The following is a 16,137-nucleotide window of genomic DNA, read 5'->3' on the forward strand; positions in this document are numbered from 1 at the left end:
CATCGGGATTCCCGATGGGGTCGGTCTGCGCTGGTCAGCGCGTTGCGGCTGCCGCCGCGCCTTGCGGTCGTGGCGGCGGAAAAGGACTGTCGCGCGGCGGATGCGGACCAGCGGCGTGCGCGTCGAGCAGTGCGCGCGTCACCCGGTGCGCGATCCGCACGTCGGCCGGGTCGAGGCCGTCGCGGGTCACCAGATGTACCCCGATCTCGCCGGCAGGCGGTAACCCCGACACCTCCACCAGCCCGTCCGGCGGCTCGGCGGAAGACGGGAGCAGTGCGACGCCGAGACCTGCTCGCGCCGCGCTGATCACGGCATCCAGGGTCGAACCTGCCGCCTGCACCCGAGCATCGCGACGGTCGTCATGCAGACGTTGCAGGGCACGTTCGCGGATACCGCAGCGCCCGTCGAAGGCCACCAGCGGCAGCGTCGACTCGCCCAGCAAGCGGGTCAGTGCGGCGGGTGCGGCGACCCATCGCAATCCCAGATCGCCCACGCGGTCACCCGGGGCCGTCGCCGACGACGTCGCGAGGATGACCGCCAGATCGAGTTCCGCCCTGGCCACCGCATCGACCAATTCCCATGAGCGGTCCAGATTGAACGAGATGTCCGATCCGGGATGCGCCTCCCGGAATCCCGCCAGCAGTTGTGGGAGCAACCGATCGGCGGCGTGCTCGGTACATCCGATGGCCAGGGCCGGCGTCGTCGGGGCGTCGAATCGCCCGATCAGTGCATCGTGCGCGTCCAGCAGGAGCTGCGCGCCGTGCACGAAGTCGTGCCCGTCCGGGGTCAGCGTCTGGCCGCGGTGATCGCGCAGGAACAACGGTCGGCCCACCCGGTTCTCGACCGCGCGGACATGGTGGCTGACCGTCGACTGGCTGATGTGCAGTGCGCGTGCAGCGCGGGTGAATCCGCCGTGGTCGACCACGGCGATCACCGTCGCGACGTGACCGAGGTTCAGCGACTCTGCCATGGGGGCCTCCAGACGCGGCCGCGCGCACGACACCGCCGTGCCTACAGGGTGACGACTGATGGCCCGGAGACCACCGATCCTGCCTGCGCTGATTCTTTGTCTGGGCCGGCCCGGTGTGGGTGGCTATGGTGCCCGCCCGCTGCCGCGCTAGACGTGGTCAGAAGAAGAGGTCGCGCTCCCGGACCGCGGCGGTGGCCGCCACGCTAATCGCCGCGGTGAGCACCAAGTATCCGGCTGCCAGCCAGGGCGCCCCGGCAGTCGCGCCGATCAGTGCGGTCAGGATCAGCGGTGTCAGGCCGGACGCGTAGATGCCCGAGAACTGGTACACCACCGACAGCCCCGTGTACCGCACCTCGGTCGGGTAGAGACTCGCGAAGAACGTTCCCTGGGCCCCGTAGAACAGCGCATGGACGATGCCGAACACCAACACCAGACCGACCGTGAACCAGACCAGGCTCTGGGTGCCGAACAGCCAGAACACCGGATAGACCGCCAGCCCGTAGGCCGCGATCCCGGTGAGGTACACGGTCTTCGGGCGGAAATGGTCGGTGAGCAGCCCCGAGAACGGCAGCAGCACGGCCATCACGGCGGCGGCGATGCTCACCGACACCAGTACCGGCACCTTCTCGAGACCGAGCTCGCTGGTGGCGTAGACGATTGCGAAGACACCCCACGTGTTGAACGCCGACCCCTCGCCCCAGCGTGCGAGCAGTCCGAGCACGGTGTTGCGGGTGTTCGGCGGCAGCGCCACCTCGCGCAGCGGTACCGCCGACGTCCGTGAGAGTCGATCGACCTCGCGGAAGGCCGGGGTCTCGTCGACCTTGAGCCGGACGACGAACCCGACCACCACAAGGATGATGCTGAGCAGGAACGCGATCCGCCAGCCGTAGGCGAGAAAAGCGTCGTCGTCGAACACCGTCTGGAGGACGGCGAAGACCGAGGTCCCCAGTGCCAGCCCGAGCGCGAGACCGATCTGCGGGATGCTGCCGAAGAGTCCGCGCCGGCGTCGGGGACTGTGCTCGACGGCCAGCAGGACAGCACCCGCCCATTCGCCACCGAGCGCGAATCCCTGCACGATCCGCAGGAGCAACAACAGGATCGGGGCGACCACGCCGACCTGCGCCGCGGTCGGCAGAACTCCCATCAGGGCGGTCGCCACACCCATCAGCACCATCGTCAGTGCCAGCGTCCGCTTACGACCGATGCGGTCTCCGATGTGGCCGAAGACCACGCCGCCGATGGGCCGCACCAGGAATCCGACGGCGAAGGTCGCGAACGAGAGCAGCGTCCCGACGAACGAGCTCTGGTCGGGGAAGAACTGGGTGTTGAACACCAGGCCGGCCGCGGTCGCGTAGAGGAAGAAGTCGTACCACTCGATGGTCGTACCGAGCAGACTCGCCGCGACGACGGTCCGCAACCGCGACCGTCGTTCCGATTCGGTCTCGTCGGGTACGAGGGCATCGGTATCGGGGCCGGCATCGGGGACGGTGGTCCCGCCGGGCACGCCGGAGCGGGTCAGACTGGTGGCCATAAGAGACCGAAGGTAGTGACGTGCTCCCGGCGCGGGCCAGGGTTTCACTCACGCCGAGCAGAAGGTCGCGGCCCGACGGCGGCGGCACCCGAGGCTCTGTGCCCACCTCGGGTGCCGCTCATCGATGCAGATCAGCGCCTTCTCAGGCGAGCACCCCACGTACCGCAGGGTCGTATGCGGTGATCTCGTCGCTGCGCCCGCCGGCGTGTTTGGTGACGAACTCGGCGTCCGAGAGCAGCGCGCGACCGATGGCGATCACGTCGAACTCCTCGTCGTCGAACAGCTCGACGACGCGCTCGAGTCCCGCCGACCCGGCTGCCACCGACCCGACGCCGCCGTCGGTGAAGACACGGTCGAGACCGACCGAACCGACCGCGATGGTCGGGACACCGGAGAGCTTGCGGGTCCAGCCGGCCAACGTCCGATGCTCGTCCGCGTCCGGGAAAGCAGGTGTGAAGAAGCGGCGCGTGGACGGGTGCAGGATGTCGACGCCGGCATCGACGAGCGCGGTCAGGATGGTCGCGAGCTCGTCGGGGGTGTCGGCGACACGCGCCTCGTACCGCTCCGACTTCCACTGCGAGAACCGGTAGATGATCGCGAAATCGTCGCCGACGGCGGCACGAACCGCAGCGATGACCCTGGTCGGGAAGGCCAGGAGGTCGCCGTAGGCGTCGTCCCGTCGGTTGGTCTCCGACCACAGGAACGAGTCGAGCAGGTACCCATGCGCACCGTGCAACTCGAGGCCGTCGAAGCCGACCTCTTTGGCGAAGACCGCGGCGTCGGCGTATGCCGCGACGAGTCCGTCGACCTCACCGGTCGACAGTGCGCGACCCAGCGGCGCACCGTCGAGGCCGATGCCGGACGGCCCGACCGTCTCGATCTCCGGGCGGTACTTGTACTGGGCGCCGCGGCCCACGCCCATATGCCACAGCTGCGGGACGATCTTCGATCCGGACTCGTGGACCGCGTCGATCACCCCGCGCCAGCCGTCGGCCGCGTCGGAGCCCCACAGGTGCGGGACCCGGCGGCTCGCACCGACGGCGTCGTCCGGGATGAACGCTCCCTCGGTGATGATGAGTCCGACCCCGCCCGCAGCGCGTCGGCGGTAGTACTCGGCGACATCGGCCCCGGGAACGCCGTCGGGCGAGAACATCCGCGTCATCGGCGCCATGGCGAAGCGGTTCGGCAGAGTCAGCGACGGCGTCTCGAGCGGCGTCAACAGCCCGCTGATGTCGGGCGAGCCGGTGCTCAACGGATCGCCTCGGCGATCGGGGTCTCGCCGTCGTTGAACTCGATCACCTTTCGCGCGGTGTCGGGTGCCGCGAGGACCGCGGCGGCCACCTCGGCGACGTTGTCACGGCTCGCCTCGCCGCTCTCGGTTCGCTCGCCGCCGACCTGGATGCGACCGGAGCCCTTCTCGTCGGTGAGTCGACTCGGCCCCACGATGGTCCACGCGAGCGACGACTCCTTCAGGTGCTGATCGGCCGCGGCCTTTGCCTCGGCGTATGCGTAGAACGAATTGTCCTCGGACACACCGTGGTCGGGTCCGGCTCCGAAGTACGAGACGAGGACGAATCGATCGATGCCCGCAGATGCCGCGGCGTCGGCGGCACGGATCGCCGCATCCCGGTCGACCGCGTAGGTCCGCTCGGGGTTGCCACCACCGGCACCGGCCGAGAACACGACGGCGTCGGCTCCGCCGAGCACGGACGCCAGTCCGGCGGTGTCGAGTTCGGTGATGTCGGCGACGACGGGGGTCGCTCCCGTCGCTGCGACCTCGTCGGCGTGGTCGGGATTGCGGATGATCGAGGTGACGTCGTCACCCCGCCCCGAGAGGATCTTCGCCAGTCGCAGCGCGATCTTCCCGTGTCCGCCGATGATGGCCACCTGTGTCATCGAGTCCTCCTCAACGTGTCGACGATGCGTGATGCGGGCGGCGGCGTCGCGTGCGGCACGCGAGCCGGATACGCCCCGTTGGATTGGAACGCGACGGTGCCCGCGAGGATTCCGTCGCCCTCCCTGACAACCGCTGACCGGCGGGTTCCGTCGACGACAACCTACTTTACAAATTACCCGCATTGTCTAGACACGGGACTCGTCAACAGCTATTGTCAACTTCACCAGTGACCCCCGACACATCGATGGAGGCGACGACGATGCCCACCGCAGCCCAGCCCGACGCAGTACCGGTGACCGAATGGCGCGACAAGAAGCGCCACCTGTGGCTCCTCGGCCTGATCCCTCCGACTGCGGTCTTCCTCGCGACCGGACTCGTCGCGGCCTTCAACGCGCTGGGATGGGATCTGGTGGCCCCGGTCTGGTGGTGGATCGGACCGATGCTCGTCTACGTCCTGCTGCCGGCCCTCGATGTCTTCTTCGGACCCGACGGCGACAACCCCCCGGACGAGCTGATGGAGCAGCTCGAGAACGACAAGTACTACCGCTACTGCACGTACGCCTACATCCCGTTCCAGTTCGCGAGCCTGGTGTTCGCCTGCTACCTCTGGACGGCGTCGGACCTCAGCTGGCTCGGCATCGAGGGCGGACTCGGTCTGCTGTCGAAGGTCGGTGTGGCCCTGTCCATCGGCACGATGGGCGGGATCGGCATCAACACCGCGCACGAGCTCGGTCACAAGAAGGACTCGCTCGAGCGCTGGCTCTCCAAGATCACCCTGGCGCAGACGTTCTACGGCCACTTTTACATCGAGCACAACCGCGGGCATCACGTGCGCGTGGCGACTCCCGAGGATCCCGCCAGCTCACGCATGGGCGAGAACTTCTGGACCTTCCTGCCCCGCAGCGTGGTCGGCAGCCTGCGCTCGTCGTGGGAACTCGAGGCCAAGCGGATGCAGCGTCTCGAGAAGCCGGTATGGCACCCGAGCAACGACGTCCTCAACGCCTGGGCGATGTCGGTGGTGCTCTGGGGCGCTCTCGCAGCCGTCTTCGGGTGGCAGGTGCTGCCGTTCCTGGTGATCCAGGCGATCTATGGCTTCACACTGCTGGAGACGGTCAACTACCTCGAGCACTACGGACTCCTACGGCAGACCACCGCGCGCGGCCGGTACGAGCGCTGCACTCCGCGGCACAGCTGGAACTCCGATCACATCTGCACGAACATCTTCCTCTATCACCTACAGCGGCACAGCGATCATCACGCCAATCCCACCCGGCGCTACCAGACGCTGCGGTCGTTCGACGAGGCGCCGAGCCTCCCCAGCGGATACGCCAGCATGATCACCCTCGCGTACTTTCCACCGATCTGGCGCAAGGTCATGGATCACCGCGTCATCGAGCACTATGACGGCGACGTGAGCAAGGCGAATCTGCATCCGCGTAAGGCCGCCCGCATCCTCGCTCGTCACGGCCAGGTGCAGGCGTGATGAGCACGGCGCAGCGATTCCGCTGCCCGGTCTGCGATTTCGTCTACGACGAGTCCATCGGAGCACCGCGCGAGGGATTCCCCGCCGGCACCGCCTGGGTCGACGTCCCCGACGACTGGCCCTGCCCCGACTGCGGGGTCCGCGAGAAGATCGACTTCGAGGCCGACTCGACCGACCCGACCCGAAAGGAACTGTCATGAACTTCCGCCTCTTCCGTTGTCTGCAATGCGGTTTCGAGTACGACGAGCAAGAGGGTTGGCCCGATGAGGGCATCGCACCCGGCACCCGGTGGGAGGACATCCCCGACGACTGGAGTTGCCCCGACTGTGGTGCGGCCAAGGCCGACTTCGAGATGATCGAGGTCGCGCGCCCGTGACGCGCACGGTGATCGTCGGCACCGGGATCGCCGGGATGACGACGGCCGAGACGCTGCGATCGCGGGGCCACATCGCGCCGATCACCGTGATCGGCGACGAGCCCGGCCTCCCCTACCGTCGGACGTCACTGTCCAAGGACATCGCCGGAATCGTGGTCGACGACGACAGCTTCGAACTCCGTCCGGCCGCGCACTGGGCCGACCGGGACATCGAGATCCGCTCCGGCACAGCGGTCGCCGACATCGACGCCGATCGTCGAAGCATCGGCTGCGATGACGGCACACGCCTCGACTACGACATCCTCGTCCTGGCCACCGGCGGCCGATCCCGCTCGGTCGACACCATCGACGCAGAGGTGCCGACGCTGCGCACCCGCGCCGACGCCATCGGCATCCATCGACTCCTGCACAGTGCCGACCGACTCACCGTTCTCGGCGGCGGCCTCATCGGACTCGAGGTCGCCGCGTCGGCGGCGCGCGCGGGGCTCGACGTCTGGGTGGTCGAGGCAGCCGACCGACTGATGGGCCGCGTGGTCCCGGCCGAGGTGTCCGCACTTCTCCTCGATCTCCACCGCGATCGCGGTGTCACCGTCCTCACCGACACCGCGGTCGGTCGTGCACTGCCCGATCGGGTCACCTTCGCCGACGGCACCGAGCGGACGGGTGCCGTGATCTCCGCGGTCGGCACCGCCCCGCGGACCGATCTCGCACGCCGCGCCGGCCTCGATGTGACCCCTGCGGGAGTCACCGTCGACGCGTGCCTACGGACCTCGGTTTCCGGCATCTATGCGGTCGGCGACGTCGCCGCCGTGCCGCATGCGATCACCAGCGAACCCGCCGCGCTGGACCACTGGATGGCAGCGACCGAGCAGGGTGCGGCGGTGGCAGCGACCATCGTCGCCGATCTCGCCGGCGAACCGTCCGAAGCCCATGTCGCGGTCCCGCTGGCGTGGACGGTCCAGCACGGGGTGAACCTCCAGCTGGCGGGCTGGCCCGGCACCGGGGACCGGATCGAGGTCGACGGCGACCCCGATGCGCACGACGCCACCGTCTGGGCCCGCCACGGTGATCTCGTCGTCGGCGCGGTCACCATCGGCAGGCCGGCCCAGGGACGTCGGTGCCGCGACCAGATCCGCGAGGTGGTGACGAAGGACCGCGAGTCACGGATCGCGGTGTGATCCGTGGTCGCCGGTACGCTCGCGGTCATGAGCGCACGTCCGTCCTACGCCGAGGCCAGCAAGGTCCTGTTGCGGACGACGCTTCTCGACGGCATGCACGACCTGCTGATGGAACGCGATTGGTCGGCGGTGACGATGTCGGACGTGGCGGCGATCGCCGGCGTCAGCCGCCAGACGGTCTACAACGAGTTCAAGTCGCGTAACGGTCTCGCCCAGGCGTATTCGCTTCGTCTCGCGGATCGGTTCGTCTCGCTGGTGGCAGCCGCGATCGAACGCAACGTCGACGACGCGAACGGCGCGCTACGCGACGGCTTCCAGGACTTCTTCACCAGCTCCGCCGACGATCCGCTCATCCGGTCATTGCTGAGCGGCGCGGCCAAGCCGGACCTGCTGAAGTTGATCACCACCGATGCTGCTCCACTGATCACCACCGCGAGCATCGGGCTGGCCGAGGCACTGCGCACCAGCTGGCTGGATGTCCCAGCCGACGACGCCGCACGTCTCGGACGGGCCATCGCCCGGATGGCCCTGAGCTACATCGCGATGCCGCCAGAGGACGATCGGGACGTCGCCGCCGACCTCGCCGCCGTGATGGCTCCACCGATCGAGGTCGCTCGCCGCCGGTGAGTTCTTCGGGCCACACCTCACGCCAGTTTGGCGTCAGCCTCCCACAGCACCTCGCGCGCCAGCTGCCGGAACTGATCGAAATGTCCGTGGCTGCCGTACTTCTGCCGCAACGACGTGTAGGGCCGGAACTCCGCGGCGGCACCGATGGCGTTGCCCTCGTGCAGATACCCCGGCAACACGTTCTGGATCGACGGGTCGCGCCGTAACCGCCGGACCGTCTCCTGATGGAGTCGCGACGACGCGCGAAACTTGGTGATGACGACCCCCAGTTCGACTATCGGATGGGCGATCTCGCCAGCAAAGTCGGCGACCTGGGTCTGGATGTGCGGAATCGCGTACGTGGACAAGACATCCGGGATCGTCGGGATCAGGTAGCCGTCGGCGGCGGCAAGCCCGTTGAGGCTGAACGGACCGACATTCGGCGGACAGTCGACCAGGATGAGGTCGTAACGGTCGCGCAGTGGTCGCAGAGCGGTCCCCAGGATGTCGATGGCAGCGGCATGATCGTCCACTCGCACGCGGCGCGCGCTCAGTTCCTCCTGCAGCTCGATGAGGTCCAGCGATGACGGCAACAGGTCGACGCCACTGACCGATCGCACCGGTGACACGTCCACCTGCACCGCCGTCTCGGGATCGAACTGATCGGTGCCGTCGAGTGCGTCGCCGAAGAGACTCGCGACGGTCCAACCCTTCTCGTTGAGGGCCAGCCATCGCTCCTGGCCGATCATCATCGTCGTGAGGTTGGTCTGCGCGTCCAGGTCGACGAGCAGGATCTTCTTACCGAATTCGCCCGCCATGAACTCGCCCAGTCCGGCGGTCAGCGTCGTCTTGCCCACGCCTCCTTTGAGGCTGATGACCGCTATCACCCTGCCCATGACCCACCATCGGCTCGTCCGGCTGCTTGCGGTCAGACTAACCCGTGCGTGGCGCTATTCGTGGAACTCGTTCTTCGGCAGTCGGGGGCGGGCAGTCGCCGACCGGCGCGGCCCCGACACCCGCAACGTCCACCCCGCGGGCGGCACCGTGAAGTCCATCCACCGGCCGTCACCGAGCCAGAGTGACCAGAGGTCTCCGTCCGGGAAGTCGCCGAGGCGCACGTAGAGCTCCTGGCCCCCGGCCACCGCGGTCATCCACCCGTGGTCCTCCGGGTCGTCGACGAAGACCGCCTCGGCCGAGAGTGCTGCTTCGAGGTCGGTGACCCGATCTGCGCGCCTCACCATGTTGCCACCCCATGCATCGTGATCGAGAACCGCTGCGGCACAGCTATGATCGCCGCGTCGACGTATCTACGGTCAGTCATCGAGTCGTGCCGACCCGATCGTCGCGGCGATGGCGCGGCGGAACTCGGCACCTTCGCGGGCGGGCGCGGTACCGGTCACGTGCAACAGGTACCCGACGTTGCCGCGGCGGTAGGCGGCGTAGCGGATCGCGCAGAACCAGGTCTCGCCGTCGCCCACGTAGGTTCCGGTCTGCAGCGACGCCCCCTCGGTTCGGAAGTCGGCCGCCGCGCGGGTCACCTCCTGCTCGTCCCACTCGGGGAGATCACGGGCCTCGACGCACGCGTGGTCGAGCAGCCCGGCAACATCGGCACCCCCGTCCACGACGAAGCGGGTCAGCACCACGGCGATGGTGCCCTCGTGTCCGTGGTCGGCGATGAGCAGATCGAGATAACCGGGGGCACGCGCCGGGCGCCAGATCTCCCGATCGACATCCATCAGGATCTCGCCACACACCGACCGTTCGTCGGCAACGCGATGTGCCGAGATCGCCATCCGTCCGAGCCGCTCGAGGATCGGGACCTCACGGGGCGGCGAGGAGTGCGCGGTACGGCGCGCGTCTGCACGGCGAGCTGCTGCGGTGGCCAACCGACTGTCGAAGTCCGACGTCATCTCCACCGCTGGTACCACCGTCGGCCGCGGCGTTCCTGCACGCCCGTACCGACGCGACCTGCGGCGGGCATGCGAGGTCGCGGCCTCGTACGGCATGGTCCGGGGTCGCAACACCGTGGGCTCCACCAAGAATGGCGGGCTCTCGTCGTCGCTCGACGATCTCGGATCGGCGGTCACGCAAGCATGGTAGTCACGTGCCGGTCGATTCCGCTTCAGTGCATCGCTCGACGGGTCCGTTCGGCGATGTCGGGAGAGAACGCGACCAGGTACACGAATTCGACAGTGGGATCTGCGGATTCGACAGCAAGGATCTGTTGGGCGATCGCATCGTCGACCGGCCAGCCGTACGCGCCGCCCGAGATCAGCGGGAAGGCTATCGATCTCGCCCCCAGCGAATGTGCCAACCGCAGGCTACGGGTGTAGGCCGATCGGAGGACATCGGATCGGTCCTCCGATCGCGAATGCACCGGACCCACGGTGTGGATCACCCAGCGCGCCGGAAGTCGGCCCGCCGTGGTCGCCACAGCGGCGCCGGCGTCCAGACCCGACGGCAGGGTGGTCGCGCGCAGGAGCCGGCACTCGGTGAGGATGTCCGGACCGCCCGCGGCGTGGATCGCACCGTCGACACCGCCACCGCCGAGGAGCGACGAGTTGGCGGCGTTGACGATCACATCCACGGCGACCGCGGTGATGTCACCCTCGACGACCTCGATGCCCATGGGAGGCATCGTAGGTCGATCAGAGCGTCGTCGGGCGGTTCTCGTCGGAGCGATGACGCGTGCGCAGCAGCATCCATCCGCCGTACGCGGCCAGTGCGATCAGCGCGACCCAGAAGAGTCCCTTCAGCAGTGGGCCGATCAGCGCCAGGGCGATCAGCGCGACGGCGATGATGCCGAGGACCTTCCAGAAGCCGAGTCCGGAACCTGTGGTGTTCGTCGATGTGGTCATGACTCCACTGTGGGCGTCGGAACGTCGGAAATCACGCGCTGAGCGGGTAGATCGGGGAAAGTTCAGGGTCCTCCCCCACCCCACGCGCCACGATCTAGGTGCCCGGGGTGCCGATCGTCGGGGTCACCTCGATGTAGGCGGTCGACACCGACGTCGCCCGGCCGAACGCCTCGTACGCCTTTCGTGCCGATCCGTAGTTCGCCGCGATCACCGACTCCGCCGCAGCGATCTCGTCGGGCGGCAGGACCCGCGCGGTGCCCTCCGCGGGCGATCCCAGTGGTTTCCCGTTGACCGCACACGGGGCGATACGCACGTGTGGGTTGTTCCGCATCCGTGCGACCTTGGGTGAGGTGGCTTCGGTGGTGAAATACAGGCGCCCGTCGCTGCGTCCGAACCAGACCGGTGACGGGACCGGGTCGCCGTTGCGCTTGTACGTGGTGAGCAACGCGTATTTGTGGCCGTCGAGTCCGTCGAAACCCAGCACCGGTTCGGCCGTGGCCGACGACCAGGCCGACTTGCTGCGCATGCGGTCGTAGAACGCGTCCGTGATCCGGGTGATGACCGATTTCGCCATGTCCCGAGCCTAGTGTCGTGGCGGTCCCGAGGCCCGACGATCGGCATGATGGGTCCATGCCCGTCCCCGACTTCGTCGTCGAGCTCCGCAAACACATCGGACACGCTCCGCTGTGGATGGCCGGCGTGACCGCGGTGGTCCGCGACGAGCGCGGCCACATCCTGTTGACCCACCGCGCGGACACGCACGAGTGGGCTCTGGTGTCGGGCATCCTCGAGCCCGGCGAGGAGCCGGCCGTCGCGATCCGCCGCGAGATCGCCGAGGAGACCGGGGTCGAGGCGGAGATCCTCCGCATCACCGGCGTCGAGGTCTCGCCGCCGATCACCTATCCCAACGGCGACCAGGCGCAATACCTCGACATCTGTTTCCTCGCACAGCACATCCATGGGAACCCGACGGTCACCGACGACGAGAACACCGAGGTCGGCTGGTTCGCCCTCACAGATCTTCCCGACGGCCTCGCACAATCCACCCGCGCTCGACTGGAGATCGCCCAGCGGGACGATCCGGTCACCTGGTTCCGGCGGTGACGATGGGCGCCGACTTCGAGCTGACCTACGACGAGTTGCGGGCGGTGGCTCGGTTCGCGGTGGAGAGCGCGCAGACCGTGTTGCCCGTGTTCGAGGAGGCCCGACCGGACGACGGCCGTCCTCGTGCGGCGATCGATGCTGCGCACGAGTTCATCAGCGGCGCACGACGATCGCGACTCCAGCGGCTCACGTCGATCGACGCCCATCGCGCGGCCGCAGAAGCTCCCTCCATCCCGGCGCGGCTCGCGGCCCGCGCGGCGGGCGACGCAGGTGCCGCCGCCTATCTGCACCCGATCGCGCGGGCGACGCAGGTCGGTCACATCCTCCGCGCATCCGCCTGCGCGGCTCTCGTCGCAGAACTCGTGCGGCCGGAGAAACCCGACGTGGCGGATAAGACGTTGCGCGACATCGCCGTTTACGCCGACCCGCTGGTCGTCGAGGTGTTGCGGCGCTACCCGCCCGCGGTCCCCGGCGGTGAACGCTTGGCGCAGCTGATGAGTCGGCTGGACGGGTTGCTGCGGGCTCGCTGAGGCCGCTAGACAGCCCGTCCGATCGTTCCGACCAGCGCGGTCGCCGCGCTACGCGTATAGACACCGGCTATCCCCTTCGCGGTGATGTCCGACGACGAGATGACGCGAGGCCCGGTGAACTCATAGCGCTTCCCGCCCCGCTGGATCTCACCACCGCCCGCGGCCACCAGATTCTTGACCCACTGGCTCTCGGGTCCGTACAGCATCGGGATCGCGAAGCCCTGTGGTGTGCGGAAGCCGACGATCGGCGTCCGGAACGCGCGTCCCGAGGTCCGCCCCGTGTGGTGCACGACCGCCCACGGCGGGATGAGCCACGCCCAGAGGCCCTGCACCCGATTGGTGACGTACTTGTTGACGGTCGCGATCGCGCGGGCCACCTGCATGCCGGGCCACGGTACTCGGCTCTCGGCTGCGCGAGGTGAGATCAGATGTTCTGCGGTCTGGTGAACGCGCAACTCACTCGACAGATCGCAGGAAGCAGCGCGCCACCTCGAGCCGATCACTGTCGTAGCCGTCCCACTTGGCTGCGGGTACGTCCTGGCGCCCGACCTCGCGGAATCCTCGTCGGGCGAAGAAGTCCGCGGCGTCGGCACTGACGGTCACCGCGAACAGGTTCGCGATCCCGCGCGCGCGGCAGAGGTCCGACAGCCCGTCGATCAGGAGGCCACCCGCGCCGAGCCCGGAGAACTCGGCGACCGTGATCAGGCCGGAGACCTCGCCGAAGCCTGTGCCGGCGTAGCGGTCCACCTCCAGACCGACGATGCCCGCGAGGTGGCCGGTGCGGAGTACGCGGGCGCCGAGACCGCCGACGGCCATCCGAGCGACCTCGATCCGACTGCGCGGCTTGAGGACTCCCTCGCGTACGCCTTGGGCGACCAAGGCTTCGATGGCCGGGAAGTCGTCCACCTGCAATTCCGCCAGATGCAGATAGCGTCCCTGGGTGAGGACGGTCCCGCGCCCGTCGAATGTGAGCAGCTCGAACTCGAGATCTTCGGCACGACACAGATTGACGCTGTACGCACCACCCGCCAGAGCATGTTCCGCGGCGGGCGCGAAGTCGTCGAGGCCTCGCTCGGTGAGGTGAGCGGCAAGACGGTCGCGGTGCACGTCGATGTCCGCGAAGCTCCGCGGTGGGGTGCCCCAGCCGCCGCCCGGATCGGTGAGCACCATCTTCGATGCCCGCACGCTCGCGGAAACGGCGCCGGCAGTGCGTGCGACAGCAGAGGCGGCTCCTGCCCCGAGTGCTGCCCCGACCACGACGCGATGGGAATCCGCGATCGCGAGCCACAGATCGGCGACGACGTCGGCGCCCCACTCCGTCGAGCCCTTGACGGCCAGCCCGTCGATGGCCGCGGTGATCGACTGCACATCATCTGCCGGAACCACGAAGACGAATCGCGTATCGCCCGTGCCGAACTCGCTGATCGTGCGCTTCACGGCGGTGAGCGCACCCGCGCTCAGCACGGGAAGAGCGACCACGATGGTGGTCCCGCGGAACTCCTCGATGAAGAAATCGCGCTCCGGGAGGGGCACCCCGCCCGGAGTCAGCTCGACCGCCACCCCGCGGGGCACTTCCCGCCGGGGTCGCAGTTTGCGCGGGTTCGCCCGCAGCTCGTCCTTGGTCATGCGTTTCCGGTCTTCCGTCGAGTCTCGAGTTCTCAGGATGCCACGGTCATTGACGGCGCCGACGTCGGGCGAACCGCGGATCGCCGGAAGCGGTCCACCCACGGCATGATCATCGATGATCGTTCAACCGGTGTCGTGGACGACCGTGAAGCAATGGCACACGGTCTCGAGCAGTCGTACCCGCTCTACCGCGCACTCGGTTTGGCGTCGGTCGACCACGAATCCCAGTTCGTCGAACACCTGACCGAGGCGATCAGCCTGGTCAAGGTGCGCTGGATCTTCCGCGACAAACACGGCGATCAACTCACGGAGAGCAACGCCTACTACGTCGTGCGCCGCGACGAGGACGGGCTCCATGCTTGTGTCTGCATCCAAGTCGACAACGCCGAGAAGCTTCAGGCTCTGGCGGCCAAGCGCGACATCGATCTCGGCGAGTTCACCGGCGAATAATCGAGAACCGACGATCGATGTGCTCCCGAGCAGCGATGTGGCAGACGGCTTGACCGCGCCGATGATGTCGGTGGTGATCACGAGCTGGTGATCAGCAGCTCTCCGCGGATCACATTCGCGTGTCTCGACGCGGTCGTCGCCGATCGGATCCGCCGAAGAGGCCCCGGCGTCGGCGAGAGCGCTTGTCCAACCGGACTTCTTCCCGCGCCCCGATGCGCGCTACCTCGGATCGCGCCGCTCGGCGATCGGCCCACGCTGTCACGGTCGCTTCGATGTCACGAGGCATGGTGATCAGCGGCGGCCCGACGGGCAACTGCAATCGAGCCTGCCTGACCTTCTCGTTGAACTCGGCGACCTCGTGCCGAACGTCGTTCTCGCTCGACAACTGATCGAGAAGCTCATCCAGAGCGGAGTCATCCTTGCGCAACTGAATCGATGGCGGCAGAAAGGGCAGCCCTTCACGTTTCATGAAGCTCTTGAGCCACCAGTCCGGGTCATGCGCATCGGACAGATCGAGTGGCTGACCACTCCCGGGAAGGTCATCGAAGTCTCCCCGCTCGATCGCCTTCCGAATATGCATGTCGGCGAGCAGTGCGATCGCTGTCTCCGAGTCGAAAGCGAAAGCGGACGGATTACAGAACGTCAGGGACAGCGGGTGCTCTTGCATAGGCGGCGCTCCGAGTCGCGAAACTTTCTAGGTCAGCTGTATTATGTCACACGTATTGTAAAAGGAGGAGCGGATATGCCAAAGGTGGTCGACCACCACGAGCGCCGTGAGTCGATCGCTCAGGCGCTCTGGCGTGTCGTCGATCAGCATGGCTCGATACACGCAACGATGCGTGAAGTCGCTCGTGAGGCAGGGGTCTCGTTGGGGCAGTTACAGCACTACTTCTCCTCGCGCGCAGAGATGTTGGCCTTCGCAACGGAGTTTGCTTCCGAGCAGACATCGCGTCGAATAGCGCGAAGCCTGAGCGCACTGGAGCAACCTCCGCATCCTCGCGACGTGCTGCGAACAGTCCTGACGGAGATGCTCCCGCTGCGGCCCGACTCCCGCATCACCAGTCGAATGAACGCCGCGTACGTGCTCGAAGCGATGCACGACCCGTCGTTGCGTCACCAGGTCGGCCTCGGACTGCGGGATGGCCGCGCAATGATCGAACGCCTCATCCGGGAGGCGATCAACCAGAGACACATCCGCCACGATCGCGATCCGATCATCGAAACCGACCTGGTCCTGGCATTGACCGGCCTCGCCCCCCTCCTCGACCTCGACGTCATCGAACCGCAAGCGGCGCTCGCAGCCATCGACCAACACCTCGATCGCCTCTTCGACACTGCGACATGACTTGGCCGTGAGCTCATCGCCAGGCGATCTTGCGGATGGCGTCACGCAGCGAAATTGTCGGTGGGCGAATGTATGTTCGAAGTATGTCCACCGCAGGAGTTCTCGAGACCGAAGCGGCCGCGCCGTCGGTCGTCTCGAAGCTCGCTGCCGACGAGCATCTCGGTGCCGACGAGCTCGTCGAGA

22 protein-coding genes are annotated in these 16,137 nt (G+C 67.6%); 9 read left to right on the top strand and 13 right to left on the bottom strand.

The genetic code is table 11. The features are described 5' to 3' along the window. Positions 1–34 precede the first annotated feature (34 nt). The 4 genes from GS4_RS02225 to GS4_RS02240 all read right to left on the bottom strand — a co-directional run bounded on the left by GS4_RS02225 (position 35) and on the right by GS4_RS02240 (position 4,397). Complete coding sequence (locus GS4_RS02225) at positions 35–970, bottom strand: LysR family transcriptional regulator (RefSeq protein WP_007617043.1); 936 nt, start codon at positions 968–970, stop codon at positions 35–37. Between the two features lie 157 nt (positions 971–1,127). Then, entirely contained in the window at positions 1,128–2,501 is a 1,374-nt protein-coding gene (locus tag GS4_RS02230) for an MFS transporter (RefSeq protein ID WP_007617045.1), read from the bottom strand. 142 nt (positions 2,502–2,643) lie between these two features. Then, complete coding sequence (locus GS4_RS02235; protein WP_007617047.1) at positions 2,644–3,753, bottom strand: oxidoreductase; 1,110 nt, start codon at positions 3,751–3,753, stop codon at positions 2,644–2,646. Next, positions 3,750–4,397: an NAD(P)H-binding protein gene (locus GS4_RS02240; RefSeq protein WP_007617050.1), complete on the bottom strand. Its 648-nt coding sequence runs from the start codon at positions 4,395–4,397 to the stop codon at positions 3,750–3,752. Before GS4_RS02240 ends, GS4_RS02235 begins: the two co-directional genes overlap by 4 nt. A gap of 260 nt (positions 4,398–4,657) precedes the next feature. Between GS4_RS02240 and GS4_RS02245 the strand changes: the two genes are divergently transcribed. From GS4_RS02245 to GS4_RS02265, 5 genes are read left to right on the top strand one after another with little or no spacing between them, the layout of a single operon-like run. Next, complete coding sequence (locus GS4_RS02245; RefSeq protein WP_007617052.1) at positions 4,658–5,881, top strand: alkane 1-monooxygenase; 1,224 nt, start codon at positions 4,658–4,660, stop codon at positions 5,879–5,881. After that, positions 5,881–6,081 carry a rubredoxin gene (locus GS4_RS02250; protein ID WP_007617054.1) on the top strand — a complete coding sequence of 67 codons (201 nt, stop codon included), beginning with the start codon at positions 5,881–5,883 and terminating at the stop codon, positions 6,079–6,081. Before GS4_RS02245 ends, GS4_RS02250 begins: the two co-directional genes overlap by 1 nt. Beyond that, positions 6,078–6,257 (top strand): rubredoxin, encoded by a 180-nt coding sequence (locus GS4_RS02255; RefSeq protein WP_007617056.1) that lies wholly within the window; start codon positions 6,078–6,080, stop codon positions 6,255–6,257. The genes GS4_RS02250 and GS4_RS02255 overlap by 4 nt, the downstream gene beginning before the upstream one ends. Then, positions 6,254–7,435, top strand: a complete 1,182-nt coding sequence (locus GS4_RS02260; protein ID WP_007617058.1) for an NAD(P)/FAD-dependent oxidoreductase — start codon at positions 6,254–6,256, stop codon at positions 7,433–7,435. The genes GS4_RS02255 and GS4_RS02260 overlap by 4 nt, the downstream gene beginning before the upstream one ends. A 27-nt stretch (positions 7,436–7,462) precedes the next feature. Continuing rightward, positions 7,463–8,062 (top strand): TetR/AcrR family transcriptional regulator, encoded by a 600-nt coding sequence (locus tag GS4_RS02265; RefSeq protein WP_040509287.1) that lies wholly within the window; start codon positions 7,463–7,465, stop codon positions 8,060–8,062. Positions 8,063–8,079: 17 nt separating this feature from the next. Here GS4_RS02265 and GS4_RS02270 read toward each other — a convergent pair whose 3' ends face one another. The 6 genes from GS4_RS02270 to GS4_RS02300 form a co-directional block, all read right to left on the bottom strand. Then, a complete protein-coding gene (locus GS4_RS02270; protein WP_007617062.1) occupies positions 8,080–8,937 on the bottom strand; it encodes a ParA family protein in 858 nt (285 codons plus the stop codon). Positions 8,938–8,991: 54 nt separating this feature from the next. Next, positions 8,992–9,282, bottom strand: coding sequence for a hypothetical protein (locus GS4_RS02275; protein WP_007617064.1), 291 nt, complete (start codon positions 9,280–9,282; stop codon positions 8,992–8,994). A gap of 72 nt (positions 9,283–9,354) precedes the next feature. Then, positions 9,355–9,951 (bottom strand): LpqN/LpqT family lipoprotein, encoded by a 597-nt coding sequence (locus GS4_RS02280; RefSeq protein ID WP_157226462.1) that lies wholly within the window; start codon positions 9,949–9,951, stop codon positions 9,355–9,357. Positions 9,952–10,163: 212 nt separating this feature from the next. Next, positions 10,164–10,670: an O-acetyl-ADP-ribose deacetylase gene (locus GS4_RS02290; RefSeq protein WP_007617070.1), complete on the bottom strand. Its 507-nt coding sequence runs from the start codon at positions 10,668–10,670 to the stop codon at positions 10,164–10,166. A 19-nt stretch (positions 10,671–10,689) separates the two neighbouring features. Further along, a complete protein-coding gene (locus tag GS4_RS02295) occupies positions 10,690–10,899 on the bottom strand; it encodes a hypothetical protein (protein ID WP_007617072.1) in 210 nt (69 codons plus the stop codon). Between the two features lie 94 nt (positions 10,900–10,993). Continuing rightward, on the bottom strand, positions 10,994–11,473 hold the full coding sequence (locus tag GS4_RS02300; RefSeq protein ID WP_007617074.1) for a PPOX class F420-dependent oxidoreductase: 480 nt from the start codon (positions 11,471–11,473) through the stop codon (positions 10,994–10,996). A gap of 56 nt (positions 11,474–11,529) precedes the next feature. Between GS4_RS02300 and GS4_RS02305 the strand changes: the two genes are divergently transcribed. Further along, positions 11,530–12,003, top strand: a complete 474-nt coding sequence (locus GS4_RS02305; protein WP_007617076.1) for an NUDIX hydrolase — start codon at positions 11,530–11,532, stop codon at positions 12,001–12,003. A gap of 2 nt (positions 12,004–12,005) precedes the next feature. Then, positions 12,006–12,533: a putative immunity protein gene (locus GS4_RS02310; RefSeq protein ID WP_007617078.1), complete on the top strand. Its 528-nt coding sequence runs from the start codon at positions 12,006–12,008 to the stop codon at positions 12,531–12,533. Between the two features lie 5 nt (positions 12,534–12,538). Here GS4_RS02310 and GS4_RS02315 read toward each other — a convergent pair whose 3' ends face one another. Together GS4_RS02315 and GS4_RS02320 are read right to left on the bottom strand one after the other, a co-directional pair. After that, positions 12,539–12,916: a nitroreductase family deazaflavin-dependent oxidoreductase gene (locus GS4_RS02315; RefSeq protein ID WP_007617080.1), complete on the bottom strand. Its 378-nt coding sequence runs from the start codon at positions 12,914–12,916 to the stop codon at positions 12,539–12,541. Positions 12,917–12,989: 73 nt separating this feature from the next. Beyond that, a complete protein-coding gene (locus tag GS4_RS02320) occupies positions 12,990–14,159 on the bottom strand; it encodes a GNAT family N-acetyltransferase (RefSeq protein WP_007617082.1) in 1,170 nt (389 codons plus the stop codon). Between the two features lie 105 nt (positions 14,160–14,264). Here GS4_RS02320 and GS4_RS02325 point away from each other — a divergent pair, with 105 nt between their 5' ends. Further along, positions 14,265–14,609: a DUF6841 family protein gene (locus tag GS4_RS02325; protein ID WP_040509200.1), complete on the top strand. Its 345-nt coding sequence runs from the start codon at positions 14,265–14,267 to the stop codon at positions 14,607–14,609. A 109-nt stretch (positions 14,610–14,718) separates the two neighbouring features. Here GS4_RS02325 and GS4_RS02330 read toward each other — a convergent pair whose 3' ends face one another. After that, entirely contained in the window at positions 14,719–15,276 is a 558-nt protein-coding gene (locus GS4_RS02330; protein WP_007617087.1) for a DnaJ family domain-containing protein, read from the bottom strand. Positions 15,277–15,351: 75 nt separating this feature from the next. Here GS4_RS02330 and GS4_RS02335 point away from each other — a divergent pair, with 75 nt between their 5' ends. After that, entirely contained in the window at positions 15,352–15,954 is a 603-nt protein-coding gene (locus GS4_RS02335) for a TetR/AcrR family transcriptional regulator (RefSeq protein WP_007617088.1), read from the top strand. Positions 15,955–16,137 lie beyond the last annotated feature (183 nt).

The sequence above is a fragment of the Gordonia soli NBRC 108243 genome (genome assembly GCF_000334455.1).
Taxonomy (GTDB): Bacteria; Actinomycetota; Actinomycetes; order Mycobacteriales; family Mycobacteriaceae; genus Gordonia; species Gordonia soli.

Excerpts from the sequence above, each read along its gene's own strand:
- GS4_RS02335 (WP_007617088.1), top strand. The coding sequence starts at position 15,352 with ATGCCAAAGGTGGTCGACCACCACGAGCGCCGTGAGTCGATCGCTCAG.
- GS4_RS02315 (WP_007617080.1), bottom strand. The coding sequence starts at position 12,916 with ATGCAGGTGGCCCGCGCGATCGCGACCGTCAACAAGTACGTCACCAAT.
- GS4_RS02225 (WP_007617043.1), bottom strand. The coding sequence starts at position 970 with ATGGCAGAGTCGCTGAACCTCGGTCACGTCGCGACGGTGATCGCCGTG.
- GS4_RS02300 (WP_007617074.1), bottom strand. The coding sequence starts at position 11,473 with ATGGCGAAATCGGTCATCACCCGGATCACGGACGCGTTCTACGACCGC.
- GS4_RS02270 (WP_007617062.1), bottom strand. The coding sequence starts at position 8,937 with ATGGGCAGGGTGATAGCGGTCATCAGCCTCAAAGGAGGCGTGGGCAAG.
- GS4_RS02265 (WP_040509287.1), top strand. The coding sequence starts at position 7,463 with ATGAGCGCACGTCCGTCCTACGCCGAGGCCAGCAAGGTCCTGTTGCGG.
- GS4_RS02245 (WP_007617052.1), top strand. The coding sequence starts at position 4,658 with ATGCCCACCGCAGCCCAGCCCGACGCAGTACCGGTGACCGAATGGCGC.
- GS4_RS02275 (WP_007617064.1), bottom strand. The coding sequence starts at position 9,282 with ATGGTGAGGCGCGCAGATCGGGTCACCGACCTCGAAGCAGCACTCTCG.
- GS4_RS02305 (WP_007617076.1), top strand. The coding sequence starts at position 11,530 with ATGCCCGTCCCCGACTTCGTCGTCGAGCTCCGCAAACACATCGGACAC.
- GS4_RS02295 (WP_007617072.1), bottom strand. The coding sequence starts at position 10,899 with ATGACCACATCGACGAACACCACAGGTTCCGGACTCGGCTTCTGGAAG.
- GS4_RS02250 (WP_007617054.1), top strand. The coding sequence starts at position 5,881 with ATGAGCACGGCGCAGCGATTCCGCTGCCCGGTCTGCGATTTCGTCTAC.
- GS4_RS02310 (WP_007617078.1), top strand. The coding sequence starts at position 12,006 with ATGGGCGCCGACTTCGAGCTGACCTACGACGAGTTGCGGGCGGTGGCT.
- GS4_RS02290 (WP_007617070.1), bottom strand. The coding sequence starts at position 10,670 with ATGGGCATCGAGGTCGTCGAGGGTGACATCACCGCGGTCGCCGTGGAT.
- GS4_RS02240 (WP_007617050.1), bottom strand. The coding sequence starts at position 4,397 with ATGACACAGGTGGCCATCATCGGCGGACACGGGAAGATCGCGCTGCGA.
- GS4_RS02320 (WP_007617082.1), bottom strand. The coding sequence starts at position 14,159 with ATGACCAAGGACGAGCTGCGGGCGAACCCGCGCAAACTGCGACCCCGG.
- GS4_RS02280 (WP_157226462.1), bottom strand. The coding sequence starts at position 9,951 with ATGACGTCGGACTTCGACAGTCGGTTGGCCACCGCAGCAGCTCGCCGT.
- GS4_RS02330 (WP_007617087.1), bottom strand. The coding sequence starts at position 15,276 with ATGCAAGAGCACCCGCTGTCCCTGACGTTCTGTAATCCGTCCGCTTTC.
- GS4_RS02255 (WP_007617056.1), top strand. The coding sequence starts at position 6,078 with ATGAACTTCCGCCTCTTCCGTTGTCTGCAATGCGGTTTCGAGTACGAC.
- GS4_RS02325 (WP_040509200.1), top strand. The coding sequence starts at position 14,265 with ATGATCATCGATGATCGTTCAACCGGTGTCGTGGACGACCGTGAAGCA.
- GS4_RS02230 (WP_007617045.1), bottom strand. The coding sequence starts at position 2,501 with ATGGCCACCAGTCTGACCCGCTCCGGCGTGCCCGGCGGGACCACCGTC.